This window comes from Bacillus cereus group sp. N11 (assembly GCF_016483605.1).
GTDB classification, from domain to species: Bacteria; Bacillota; Bacilli; order Bacillales; family Bacillaceae_G; genus Bacillus_A; species Bacillus_A toyonensis.
In genome coordinates this window covers 283774-297009 of sequence record NZ_JAEHBN010000008.1, presented here as the reverse complement: position 1 = coordinate 297009, position 13236 = coordinate 283774, and the positions used below count along the sequence as shown (strand labels likewise).

The window sequence follows — 13236 nt, the reverse complement described above, 5'->3', positions numbered from 1 at the left end:
TATTGTTTTCATTTACTAAAATTAAAAAGGATTGCAGAATGTTGGGAACCCTAAAGGGTTTCCCAACACTCTGAAAAGAGAAGCCTAAAAAGGCTTCTCTTTTTTTATTTTTTTATAATTGCATTTTCGTTTTGTAAAAATAGTTCATCAAATTGTTTTGCAAGCTCAAAATCTAGTTTCGTTAAACCTTTTGCATTCCAAGATGACAAAGTAATAATAACTGCTTTATACTGGATAAGGATAAATGGATGGTGATTATGTTCTTCTGATAGTTTGGCGGCTTCAGAGACAAATTCGACTCCTTTTAAGTAGTCGGAAAACATATATTTTCGTTCAATCCATTTCTCATCTTTTACCATCCATTTATCTACCTTCAATAACTCCTCGCGAACTTCTTCTTCAGTTAATCTTAGCATCATTTCTCACACCCTTTACTGGAAGTAACATAAGACCATTGTTAATAAGGCGTGTTACAGCTTCGTCAGTTGTGAAAGTAGAAAGTTGATGTAGTAGTGCTGCAGATGTTTCATGCCCTTTGTTATGCTCTAAAAGTAATTCTAATATTTCAAGGCGAAGCAGCCATTCTTTCGCATAAAATGTATTTAATACTTCTTGAATTGCTACTAATTGATCGATATGCGCGTCGTGTAAAATCCCCTCACTTCGAATATCTCGAACTGTTTGATACATACGTTCAAGTTCATTCAGTACAAGTGGAGCAGGGATTTCTTGAACTTCTTCATCCATTGGGAAAAATGCTGCTGCATCTGCGGCACCTGGGAATACTGAAGTGATTTGTGAGCCAACAGCCATATCAAATGCGCCCCATGAAGCATCAAATAGTAAACGATCTTTATAAGTAACTGTACAATCTATAAACGAGATAAGGGCAATTTTATTATCATTCTTTACAATATCAGTTACTGTTCCTTTTACATGAATGTCACTTGCAAAAGTAAAATCTGCGCTGTTTCCAATTGTAATGCCTAATGAATGTAACTTTTCTTCTGTACAATCTTCTAGTGCGATATTACCATTTAGTAATCCGATCGGTGTCCCGAATCCATCACTGTGTACAGAGGTAGAATGATTTGCCAACTGCTTATTATGAATTGCTAATGCAGTTGGAGAGCTTGTTCGCATGTAAATGACTTCGCCGGCATCATTTTTAATTGTTTCTGTAAATGTACCCGTAATTTGTAATCCGCTACTTAACTCAGTTGTGGCATGATTTTCGGAGTGAATTGCTTTTTCTAATCCTTCTGTGCCACCTGTTTTGAATGCCATCGTTTCAGAGAACGTCTCAAGCGCCTCAGTTAACTCTTCAAATGATTGACAAACAAATAGCTGTGGTTGCATTTTTGTCACATCATAAGTTGTCCCTGTGCAAGCTTCAATTGAGAAAGGAACTTTTTCTACAGCATCTGTTAAGCAATGTTTGCTTTCGCCGACAGAGGAAAGAAGACCAGCACCGTAAATTTTTGGATCGTCAATATTTCCAATTAATCCGTACTCCACTGTCCACCAGAAAAGACGTGAAATTTGTTCAGCTTCTGATAAACCAGAAACTAAGTTTTGTTTTTCAATTACAGCATTTTCAGCAGCCTTAACTTCATCAGGAGTAGAAGTAGGGCTTTCTTTGACAATCGTTAATGTACGAACAGCTTCAAATGCATCATGTTCTTCTTTTGTAGAGAAAGCTTTTGCACCAATTTGCCCAAAACGTTTCACATATTTTGCATATGTAGGATCAAGTAAAATCGGTGCGTGTCCTGCCGCTTCGTGTACAATATCTGGAGCTGGTGTGTACTCGATATTTTCTACTTTACGAATATCTGTTGCAATTGGTAGTAATCCGTGCCCCTGAAAATCGAAAAATGCGACGCCAGGAATAAGGCCATCAATTGTTACAGCTCCCCAGCCGCTTGGTGCTAAGCATTCATTCATTTCTTCTACCTTTGGAATTGCATCTATATTAATACCAGATGATTGTAGTCCATTCACATAGGCTGGATGGGCAACGTCTTTTAAGAAGCTATGATTTTGTCTCATAATGTAACGCCACACAGCGTGATTCACCGGTGTGTATTGATCATAATGTTGTGTGGATACGAATGGTTTTAAATGCGATGGGATTTCTATTTTCTTTGTCATTTAGACATCCTCCTTGTTTTCTATAAAATTGAATATGAGTTTCGTATAGCTTATATCACCCCCTTTCAAATTGTAAGCGCTTATAAAATTTTATCATAAGATTCGGAATTATTTAATATTTGTTTCTTTGAGAAATAGAAAAAGCCCCTATCGGAACATCCGATAGGGGCGAAAGAATCGCGGTACCACCCTATTTGTAAGTGAAAATACACTTACATCTCAATTCATGATAACGGAAAAACTCCGTCTTTTCCTTCATGCATAAAAGCACTACGAAAAAGAAGCTCCAGAATTGTAATTCGTACTTATATATGTGCTAATTTCCACCGACCACTAGCTCTCTGTAACAGGGATATAATATACTACTGCGATTCTTTCAATGCGTATATATGAAGTTGTATAAAAGGGAAGGACGCAAAAAAGCCCCTATCGGAAAATCCGATAGGGACGATAAAAATCGCGGTACCACCCTAATTGTAAACATAAAAATTGTTTACCACTCACTTTAAGATAACGGAAAGATCCGTCTTCCTCTTCATGCACTATGTGCACTACGGGAAAGAAGCTCCAGAATTGTAATTCACGCTTGTATATGTACTGATTTACACCAACCATCAGTTCTCTGAGACAGGGATATAAGTCGCTACTAGTATTCCTTCAAAGCCGATATATAATTCGTTCAACTAAACTATGTTTCGTATTATAAAACTATTTTTAAAAGATTGTCAACAATAATTTAATTATTTCACTTCTAAATCAACATTCAAATTAGATGTATTTCCAGCGGCATCAGTTGCTACAATGTGAATTGTATTCTTTCCTTGCTGTAATTGACTACGATCGAAATAAATTTCGTAGTTTTTCTCCCAATGGTTCAGGAATGCGTTTTCCCATGTACCATTCCCGTTAATTTCATACTGTATCGTGACAGGATGCCCTGGAGCAACCCATCCGGATTCTGTCATCCAATCTAACAGTATATCAGTTACTTTCCCTCTAATTATGAGATTTTCTTGATCAACTTCGTGTGTTAATTTAGGTGCAGTGCGGTCGACAAACACAGCCCCTGTTTGTTTCGTTTCTCCACCAGAATTAGAAGCAACAGCTTCAATTTGGTATAAGCCGTCAGGCAGAGGGGATCCACCAACTTTTGTACCATTCCATTTGAAAGATTTATAACCTGGTGTTTCATTTTTACCTTGATAAACGATACCTTGATAGGTTACTCAGTCTTTCGTAATTAAATTAGCGTGAAACGTTACATCCTCAACGGGTGTAACTAAATAGTAATTGATAAGGTTGTCATCTAGTATTTGGTCATTATTTGGACTGAAAGTAGAATTAACAATTTCAAGGCCATCAATACGTTTGTATTCTTTTGGATCAATGCTAAATGTAAATGGAATACGTATTTCTTCTGTCTTACCTTGTTCTTTTACATATACATTCCCTGTATATACACCTTGTGGCAAAGAACTATCCACAGTAATGGTAAAAGGTTTTTCTATGTTACTATTCGGTTTTACGCTCACAGAAGAAGCGAAAGAAGTTTGAACTTTCGTTTTTGTATCTAATAGTTCAATGCGAGTTGAAAAGTTTTTCTTTTTGCTAGAAAGATTTTGTAATGTAATATTTTGTGTTAATTTTACTTTTCCGCTATTTGGTTTAATTAGACCGAAACTTACATTGTTTGGTGTAACTAATGCGTCCGCTTTTACCGCTTTTGGAATATTAATTAAGCCCGATCCTTGTGTCATAACAGGATATGTGTTTTCATTTACGTCTTTTAATGTTTCGGCTGTATTGGCAAGAGATGATTTTAATTGTTCTGTCGTCCAATCAGGATGCATTTGACGTAATAGAGCAACGGCTCCAGCTACTTGCGGCGCAGCCATACTTGTCCCATTGTGAGATTCATAGCCACCTCTTGGTACTGTACTTGTAATTTGTACGCCAGGTGCAACAACATCAGGCTTTATAAGCCAACTTCCTTGTGATGGTCCCCTTGAACTAAAATTACCAATAAGTTCTGTTTGTTTTGGTTGTCCAATTTTTATATTTTTCTTTCGTTTTGTAATTAAACTTTTCAACTCTTCGCCATTCGTATTGGATAGCTGCATAACAGGAAGAGCTACTTCTTCACGACCAAAATATTCTGGCATAATATTAATTTCTTTTTCGTTAGAAATTAGTAGCACGCCGAGAGCGCCAGCTTGTTTTGCTTGTTCTGCTTTTACTAACGTGCTCGAAGTCCCTTGTAAGACAAGCGCGAACTTACCTTTTACATCTTGTTTAGCGTAATCACTTGGATTACCGTATCCAACATATACAAGCTGGGCATCGTTTCCTACTTGGAAATCCGATTTTGATAACGGTAATCCTTGGTAAGATTTATTGGAACCAGCTACTTGGAATGTTGGAAATGGAATAGAAACTGTAGATGCTCCAACAGAGATGACACTACTTGCATTCCCAGGTGCATCTACAGACCAAGGTTTGGGTCCATCATTTCCATTTGATACGACCGCAGTAACACCAAGTTTCGCCGCACGTTCTAGCGTCATTGTTACAGGTTGATCGGGTACATTTAAATCTTGACCAAGAGATAGATTTAAAACATCAGCACCATCTTGAATAGCATGCTCAATACCTTGAATAATATCTTCGGTTGTACCAGTACCCCATCATTCATGACACGGTAAGCAAGTATAGAGGCATTTGGAGCAATCCCTTTTATTTTTCCATTACCAGCGATAATTCCAGCAACATGAGTACCGTGTACGTTTCCGTCCATCGGATCATTATCTTCATCGACTGTATCATAGCCGCCGATATAATTTGCTTTTAAATCAGGGTGTGTATAGTCTACACCTGAATCGATAATAGCGACTTTCATTCCTTTTCCATCAAGTGGTTTGCCAGTCGGATCTTTTAAATTCCAAGCTTCAGGCGCACCAACTGTCGGTCCTCCAATATTTGGTGTTTCTTGATTAGCCGGACTTTTTGACGTTTCATGTAATTTGTATGTTAAGTTTGGATAAATTGCTTTTACTTCAGGTAAAGAAGCTAGAGCGGTAATTTGATCCCCTGGGATAGAGATAGAAAACCCAGAAAATAACGTACTATACGTTTCTTTTATCGTTGCTTTCGGTGCTTTTTCTTTTATTTTCTTAGTAGTATCTTCTTGTACTTTTTTTAGTTGCGCATGATAAGACTGGGCATTATTATTTTGTAAATCTGGAGCATGTTGAATGTTACTTTGTGAAGCGAGTGGAGCATGTTGCAATTCTACAATGACAGATATTTCTTTTGATGTTTTTGTTTCAACATTTTGCGCAATTTTATTTTCTCCCCATTGTGTAATGTTTGCTTTTAACTGTGAACTAAATTGCTTCTCTTTTTGCAGTGATTCAGCATGGGCGCTTAAAGCTCCAAAACTGGAAAAGACGAGCGCCATACTCAGTAGTGTAGATGTAGTTTTTTTCATAGAAACTCCCCCTGATAAAAAAGTGTCAATATTCCGAAAACTAATCTTACAAATTTATCTCGAATTACATAATCGGATGTTAGATAAACTATATTTTCGACATAATTCATACCAATCCTCTATGAATTTAAAATTTCTTGGGAAATTTTTTCTGATTATGTCGAATAGGTATTTTTTACATATTGTAGGTGGACATTGAGGAATGCTATGAGGGAAATGGAGGGGTATTATGAAACGGTTCATAGTAAGCGTTGGTACAATGTTAGTCTTATTTTTATGTTCAATCATTAATAGTAGCGCAGAAAATAATGAAGCGAAAATTGCTTTTATTCGTCATCATGACCTCTGGATTAAAGTTGAGGGGAAAGAGAAACAACTTACAAAAGGAGAGTATATAACAGGGCCAAAGTGGTCTCATGATGGAGAGTGGCTGGCATATGTAAAAGGAAAGAAAGAAGGTAGTCTTGAGTTATATCGGCTGAAAGATGGAAAGAAAGTTACGCCGTTTCACTCAGAAGCATCGAATTATCAATGGTCACCAACAGAAAATATAATTGCATTTATATTTACAGGTACATTAAATACATTTGATGTAGAAAAAAAGAATACAGATTTTGAAAATGTATCGGCAGGTGTAGGAGATTATGCATGGTATCCTGATGGAAAGAAGTTTTTTGTATCCTCTGAAGCACATTTACTTCCAACAGGGTGGACAGGAGCCCAGCTATATGAAGTACAAAAAGATGCACATATGAATCCTCACAAAATGAAGCATTTGTATGCATTACCAAATGAACATGATGATTTCCTAGCATTAGTTGCAAGTGGCTTTCAGTGGTCGCCAGATCAAAAGTGGATTTCATTTTTAGCAGTACCGACAGCTTCATGGTCAGCTGATAGCAATACGCTTTGCTTAGTTCGTGCAGATGGTAGTCGTTTTGAAAAGGTAGATCAAATGTTATTAAACACACAATGGTTCAAATGGGCGCCAGCCAACAATATATTGGCCTATATTGAAGGAAGCGGGAGAGTTGCGTTAGAGAATAAACATTTAAAAATAAAAGAATTGCCAGCACTTCAACAGAACACATTTACACCGAAAGGATATGTCGATTGGGATTTTACATGGAAGAATGATAACGTAATTATCGTTTCACGAGCAAAAGAGGCGGGGATAGAAACTCCACCAGAAAAAAGACCACTACCATCTTTATATGAAATCGATAGTACAAGCGACGAACAACATCGAATTACAAAGCCACCTCATAGGCAAGGAGATTATCATCCGCTCTTCATGAATAAGAGTAATCAATTAATATGGATACGTTCAGACCGTAAGAAAGCGGATGTATGGCTTGCTCATAAAGATGGGAAGCATGAAATGAAGTGGATTGAAAATATAGATGTACCAGAGTGGTATTACGAGAAATGGAATTGGGAAAATGTTATCTCGGTGAAAGAAGAATAAAAAACCTGCCTAAAAGATAATTTTAGGCAGGTTTTTTATTGTTATTTATGTGTTTTATTTGGCTTCTTTTTCGCTGGGTTTCCGTTCCCCTGACGTTTTCTATTTTGTTCATCTTTTGCTTGTTTTTCATGCAGTGTATCTAAAAAATCATTCGAGTTACTCATTTTTCTATCGCTCCTTTCATTTCGTCCTAATTACTATAACCATTTAGGAGGATAATCATGAGATAAAAAGTTAAGCGCTTAATTTTCTTCGGTAGTATATGTAAAAGATGCCATACGTAATAAATAGCATAAATAAAATTTGTAACTCTATATTTTCTTTTAAAATAGTTGCGATAGAAGATGGTAAGTAAGGTGAGGTATTGTTTGTTTCTACACCTAACCATTTGTTTAAGAGGTTAATGGTACAAAACATAAAAACACCGGACCAGCTTGCAATAATTGCTTTCTGTTTAATTTTTGTTTCTCGTTCATCATCTATAATCCAAGGATTAGCAGTTTTATCACTACTAAAAAATCCGTTTATATATCCCCATATAATCATTCCAATTAAGATGGTTATCCATTTCATATTTATAATTCCCCTCTCCCTTGTAAAAAGTATTTTACACATGCAATTGTAATATTTTCCTGTTATTTATGTCAAATGTTTTTTACATATTGTTTTTTTATAGCAGGAATAATGAATGAGATAGGGAAGAAATTATGTTGAAGGATTTTATGGAGAGAGGAGGATGGGTATGAAACTCGTCTTTGTTCGGCACGGTGAAGGAGAACATACAAAGGATTTGCCGGCAAGTTTACAAATGTTGAATCCATCATTAACGGATGAGGGAAGGAATCAGGCTGGATTCATTCAATTCAATGTACCATTACAGAAAACAGATATATTAATCGCTAGCCCTACACTTAGAACTTTACAAACGGCGGCGATATGGAGTGAGAAAGTAGCTTGTCAAAAAATCGTTCATCCATATGCATCCCCACGTATTTTTCCTTATCGAGAAGGAGCGAAAACATTACCATGTGATCACATAGTAGATCAAGGAATAATAACAAATTTATTTCCACATTTTTCGATTGCGAAAAGTACAAATAAGCAGTTATGGACGGAAGGTATAAATACTATTTCAGAGAATCGTTTTCAGCAAATAGTAGATGAATTTCTTCTTTGGTGTTATGAGCTGGGGGCGGAAAGAATTTGCATTGTATCTCACGACGGGACAATTACAGCGTATCGGCAATATTTACAGAAAGTCGTTTTAACTAGATCTGATTTTTTGAAAGAAACGGGTATATATAAAATGGATGTATCCCTTAAAAGTTTGATTGAGGAGATCTAATTATAGGATGGAGGGTGTATGTTGAATGTTGCACTAGTAGTTGGCTTTAATTCTGATTTAGAGGCACAATCAATCCGAGCATCGCTTGAATATTTTGGGGCAAGAGTTGTGACATATTGGATTGGTAGGCCGAATGATTTCGTGGAAATTCTTTCTGGAAAGAACTTATATAACGATATCAATTATGTTGTTTTTTGCTTTCATGGTGAGGAAGGAAAGTTTGTCATGGAAGAGTTAGGTGAAGATATTTACGAACAAGATGAACCGAGAGGGAACTTTGGAGCGAAAGAAATTTATAAATATGCAAAATTGCATAATACATATATTGTAAATAGTGGGTGCACGTTAGGGGAGGGGAAATTAGCAGAATCATTTTTATATAGTGGCGCGAAATCGTATATTGGGTCGATAGATTACGTAGTTGGGAATGCAGCGCTTATGTTTACAATACGCTTATTTTACAGTGTTATTAACCATGACAAAACGTTAGAAGAAGCCTTTCAAGAAGCGAGATTAATTGATGAAGAGACCGATACTTTTCGATTATATAAGTAGTGCGAGACGTATTTATTTAAATATAGAATAAACACGTTTCACATTTAGCACACATTTTTTTTACAATTTTTTCAATGAAAATGATTATCATCTGTGGTATGATATGTTCAAGTTTTTATAGGTAATAAAAGTTACTATATAAACGTTAGTTTTTAATGTTTAATATGTATGACACAAATTATTCATAATTAACGTTTGAAAAATAAGTAACTAATGTTATTATATTATCTGTAACTGACTTAATTACACCTTTAGGAGGAAGATATGGTTATTCAATTTTTAAGAGAAAACAAAGCAGTTTCTTTTGTATTAGCAGTAATTCGAGTATATCTTGGTTACACATGGTTAATGGCTGGAATTGGTAAACTACAAGGAAAAGGATTCGATGCAACGGGTTATTTACAAGGTGCAATTGAAAAATCTAAAGGAGCACAACCGGCTGTTCAATCTTGGTGGGCATCATTTTTACAAGAATTTGCAATTCCAAATGTAGATTTGTTTAATACACTTGTAACATGGGGAGAAATTTTAGTTGGAATTGGTTTAATTGTAGGCTGTTTAACAAAAACAGCGGTCTTTTTTGGCCTTGTAATGAACTTTTCCTATATGTTTAGTGGGTCAATCGGTGTGAACCCTGAGATGGTTATCTTATCTATGTTTGTTCTTGTTTCCGGTATGAACGCTGGGAAATTTGGAATGGATGGTTTCATTATCCCGAAAGTATTGGGATCAAAAACTCAAAAACGTCAAAAGCAAGCTGCTTAATATATGAAAACGGGTATCTCAAAATGAGATACCCGTTTATGTTATTTTTCAAATTGGATCGGATTATTGTTAAAGAAGTCTTTTACATACCCTACAAATTCTTGTGGTTCTTGGCGAAATGGTGCGTGATAACCTTTTTCAATAATATGTAAAGTGCTGTTTGTTAAGAATTGGTGATACGTTTCTCCTTCTTTCCAAGAAACGCTACTATCATTTCTTCCCCAGATAATTAAAGTTGGTTGTTTCATTTCATTTGCATTGATTTTAAGTCGTCTAGGCCATAACTTCATTTTATTATAATGCTCTTCATCATTACGCTTGAATTTCACTTTGCTCTCATCATAATCTGCAATTGAAGAAACGGCACTTAAATCAGTCGACAACTGTGGCTTTGGTGATCCTTGTTTATGAACGAATGTATGAGGGCCACCTGTAGCGTCAGTTAAAATAAGGTGGGTAACCGCTTCAGGGTATAAATATGTTAAATTAAGAGAAATTTCTCCACCCATCGAATGCCCTAATATTGCGAATGAATCATACCCTAGTTTTTTCATTAACTTATAATACAAATTTGCATGAGTTGGGAAAGAATAATAAAAATCCATCGGCTTAGATGAACGCCCGAATCCTAAAGCATCTACAGAAATAATCGTATGATCTTTTGCTAAATCGGAATAAATCTTTTGGAAACCATCTGATGATCCTCCAAATCCATGGATCATAAGTAAAGGTGGTTTTTCATTACCGATTTTTTTAAAGTAAATCGTTTGACCGTCTATTTCTACCATTTTTTCCTCGGCAGCTAGTTTTGCTGTAATTGTATTTTTAACTTGTTTTACTTGTTCTACTGGCTTTTCTGCTGCACTACATCCTACTAATAGTGTAAGAGTAAGACAACCTACCATAAAATAGCTAAACTGCTTCAATTAGTTGTCTCCTTTCTAACATAATGCTGTATCTATCACAGCAAATAGCATATTACGATTTCCAGGAAGTTGGCTACCATTTTTTATCATAAGAGGTGAAAGGAGCGTTTCTTGGAAATTGTCTGTTTGAAGAAAGTTACGAAATGTAAATTGTGAATGCGGGACATCAATTCGTACGATACCATGCCAACACTCACAAATCTTTTTTAATAATCGAATAGCATCTTCCTCTTGTTTTGCGATAAGTGGATTGATACATAAAATATTCCCTTTCTGTATACAGAAGGAAAAAGCTTCTATACAGTTATTTCTCTCAATTTTAAAAGAGTGTACAGCTCTTGGTAATAATAATGAGTAGAGTAGAGAGCGATTGGCACCAGTTACAATTTCATCGAGAGAGGTAATAGAGATAAGGTCTTTTTCTTTCACTTGTTGTGTTTGAACGGTATTCGTCTTAGTAGTTTGTTTTTCAAAACGATGTATCGTCGTTACTGTTTGAAATCCGCATGATGTGTATAAGGGCTCGCCAGCTTTTGTTGCAATAAGTGCAATTGGTTGTTTTGAGTGAGCGTGTTTCAAACAGCTATCTAGTAACATACGTCCAATTCCTCGTCCTTGAAAATGAGGATGAACGATTAACATGCCAATGGAAGAAAAGCTACTTGTAAAGGGAAATACACCTCCAGTTGCAATGAGTTTATTTTCATGAATATAACCTACAAGTGTGCCAATAGAGAGGTACATTTTGAATTGTTTTTTCATAAAGATTTCATCTTGTAACCATCCAACAGATTTGCAAAGATTGAGTAATTCAAAAATGAAAGATTCATTTAGCTTTACTATTTTCATAAAAGTACACCACATTTCTATTTGTTTTCATAAAAATAGATTCGAAATGTAAAATAAGAGGTTTACGTTAAAGGAAATCCAACTTGTTTATATTTAGATTGTAAAGGGAACGATGCTTGATATGAAAAGACAAACTTATACAAATTATAACTGATATTTACATAAGTTAACAAAAAATTTACATATAACTAATTTTCCCTTAACAGTCTTCTATTAAATTTGATAGTGGGAAATGAATAACCTAATTAGGGGGACAAGACAGTGAAAAAGTTTGTAAAAAAAGCATGGCCATTTGCAGTTGTGGCGTCGTTAGCAGTTACTTCGGTAGCAACATGGAATTTTACACGTTCTAGTGAAGTTAATGCAGATGAGAGCGGAAACAATGCAAAGATTAAAAATGTTATTGTGTTAATTGGAGATGGCATGGGTCCTTCATATATGACGGCTCATCGTTATATGAAGGATAATCCAAAAACATTCGAGATGGAATCTACAGAATTTGATAAGCATCTTGTAGGAACACAAAAAACATATCCGGAAGATGAACATGAAAATATTACAGACTCTGCATCAGCGGCAACAGCTATGTCAGCAGGGATTAAAACATATAATGCGGCAATTGCGGTTGATAATGATAAAGCAGAAGTGAAAACTGTTCTTGAACAAGCGAAAGAAAAAGGGAAATCAACGGGACTTGTTGCGACTTCTGAAATTACACATGCGACACCAGCTGCTTTCGGTGCTCATGATATTAGCCGTAAAAATATGGACGCAATTGCAAATGATTATTTTGATGAAAAAATTAAAGGGAAGCATAAAGTTGATGTTATGCTTGGCGGCGGTGTAAAGAACTTTGTTAGAAAAGATCGTAATCTTACAGAAGAGTTTAAGAAATCTGGTTATAGCTACGTAACAGATCGAGATCAATTGTTAAATGATAAAAATGATCAAATCCTTGGTTTATTTGCACCAGGCGGTTTAGATAAAATGATTGATCGCAATGAGAAAACACCTTCACTAGAAGAAATGACGAATGCAGCAATTGAACGTTTAAACAAAAACAAAGATGGTTTCTTCTTAATGGTTGAAGGAAGTCAAATCGACTGGGCTGGGCATGATAATGATATTGTCGGTGCAATGAGTGAAATGGAGGACTTTGAAAAAGCATTTAAAGCAGCGATTGAGTTTGCGAAAAAAGATAAAAATACGTTAGTCGTTGCAACCGCAGACCACGCTACAGGTGGATTATCTCTAGGTGCGAATGGTGAGTACAACTTTAAAGTAGATCCAATTAAAGCTGCAAAACGTACACCAGACTTTATGGCAAATGAGATTGCAAAAGGTGCAAATGTAGAAGAAACATTGAAAAAATATATCGATTTACAATTAACACCAGAAGAAATTAAAGCTGTAAATGATATAGCTCCATCAAAAGATGTAACGAAGATTGATAATGCGATTGAAGATATCTTCAATAAGCGTTCGGTTACAGGGTGGACAACAGGTGGACATACAGGTGAAGATGTAAACGTATATGCATTTGGACCAGGTAAATACTTATTCTCCGGTGTTCAAGAGAATACAAATATAGCGAAACGTGTCTTTGATATTGTTGGTGGTGGCGACCCGAATAAAGGAAGACGCTAATTATGAACGAAAGTGAGGCAAAATGCCTCACTTTTCTTTT

General features: G+C 35.7%; 11 protein-coding genes, 1 pseudogene and 2 other annotated features. Of the genes and pseudogenes, 5 read left to right on the top strand and 7 right to left on the bottom strand.

Features of this window, described 5'->3' with window-relative positions:
- Positions 1 to 104 precede the first annotated feature (104 nt).
- The 3 genes and pseudogenes from JDS98_RS16060 to JDS98_RS16050 form a co-directional block, all read right to left on the bottom strand.
- On the bottom strand, positions 105 to 419 hold the full coding sequence (locus JDS98_RS16060) for a 4a-hydroxytetrahydrobiopterin dehydratase (protein ID WP_098710852.1): 315 nt from the start codon (positions 417 to 419) through the stop codon (positions 105 to 107).
- The gene (locus JDS98_RS16055) at positions 400 to 2154 is read right to left on the bottom strand and encodes an aromatic amino acid hydroxylase (RefSeq protein WP_199634033.1); all 1755 of its coding nucleotides are present in this window, start codon (positions 2152 to 2154) and stop codon (positions 400 to 402) included. The genes JDS98_RS16060 and JDS98_RS16055 overlap by 20 nt, the downstream gene beginning before the upstream one ends.
- Positions 2155 to 2315: 161 nt before the next feature.
- Positions 2316 to 2543, bottom strand: a binding site (T-box leader).
- Between the two features lie 51 nt (positions 2544 to 2594).
- Positions 2595 to 2824, bottom strand: a binding site (T-box leader).
- A 70-nt stretch (positions 2825 to 2894) separates the two neighbouring features.
- A pseudogene (locus tag JDS98_RS16050) lies at positions 2895 to 5641 on the bottom strand (S8 family serine peptidase).
- A 229-nt stretch (positions 5642 to 5870) separates the two neighbouring features.
- Here JDS98_RS16050 and JDS98_RS16045 point away from each other — a divergent pair.
- Positions 5871 to 7109, top strand: coding sequence for an eIF2A-related protein (locus JDS98_RS16045; protein ID WP_097958108.1), 1239 nt, complete (start codon positions 5871 to 5873; stop codon positions 7107 to 7109).
- A 41-nt stretch (positions 7110 to 7150) separates the two neighbouring features.
- Here JDS98_RS16045 and JDS98_RS16040 read toward each other — a convergent pair whose 3' ends face one another.
- Positions 7151 to 7273: a DUF4023 domain-containing protein gene (locus tag JDS98_RS16040; RefSeq protein ID WP_000071861.1), complete on the bottom strand. Its 123-nt coding sequence runs from the start codon at positions 7271 to 7273 to the stop codon at positions 7151 to 7153.
- 70 nt (positions 7274 to 7343) lie between these two features.
- Positions 7344 to 7682 (bottom strand): phosphoglycerate mutase, encoded by a 339-nt coding sequence (locus JDS98_RS16035; protein WP_199634032.1) that lies wholly within the window; start codon positions 7680 to 7682, stop codon positions 7344 to 7346.
- Positions 7683 to 7851: 169 nt separating this feature from the next.
- Here JDS98_RS16035 and JDS98_RS16030 point away from each other — a divergent pair, with 169 nt between their 5' ends.
- The 3 genes from JDS98_RS16030 (at position 7852) to JDS98_RS16020 (ending at position 9774) form a co-directional block, all read left to right on the top strand.
- Positions 7852 to 8454: a histidine phosphatase family protein gene (locus tag JDS98_RS16030; protein WP_097855026.1), complete on the top strand. Its 603-nt coding sequence runs from the start codon at positions 7852 to 7854 to the stop codon at positions 8452 to 8454.
- 18 nt (positions 8455 to 8472) lie between these two features.
- Positions 8473 to 9009 (top strand): delta-aminolevulinic acid dehydratase, encoded by a 537-nt coding sequence (locus JDS98_RS16025; RefSeq protein WP_199634031.1) that lies wholly within the window; start codon positions 8473 to 8475, stop codon positions 9007 to 9009.
- Positions 9010 to 9273: 264 nt separating this feature from the next.
- Entirely contained in the window at positions 9274 to 9774 is a 501-nt protein-coding gene (locus JDS98_RS16020; protein WP_000236610.1) for a DoxX family protein, read from the top strand.
- A gap of 41 nt (positions 9775 to 9815) precedes the next feature.
- Here JDS98_RS16020 and JDS98_RS16015 read toward each other — a convergent pair whose 3' ends face one another.
- Positions 9816 to 10700, bottom strand: coding sequence for an alpha/beta fold hydrolase (locus JDS98_RS16015; RefSeq protein WP_199634030.1), 885 nt, complete (start codon positions 10698 to 10700; stop codon positions 9816 to 9818).
- Positions 10701 to 10715: 15 nt separating this feature from the next.
- Positions 10716 to 11549 (bottom strand): GNAT family N-acetyltransferase, encoded by an 834-nt coding sequence (locus tag JDS98_RS16010; protein WP_000706706.1) that lies wholly within the window; start codon positions 11547 to 11549, stop codon positions 10716 to 10718.
- Positions 11550 to 11810: 261 nt separating this feature from the next.
- On the opposite strand from JDS98_RS16010, the gene JDS98_RS16005 reads away from it, so the two are divergent.
- Positions 11811 to 13196 (top strand): alkaline phosphatase, encoded by a 1386-nt coding sequence (locus JDS98_RS16005; RefSeq protein ID WP_000714919.1) that lies wholly within the window; start codon positions 11811 to 11813, stop codon positions 13194 to 13196.
- The last annotated feature ends 40 nt before the right edge of the window (positions 13197 to 13236 follow it).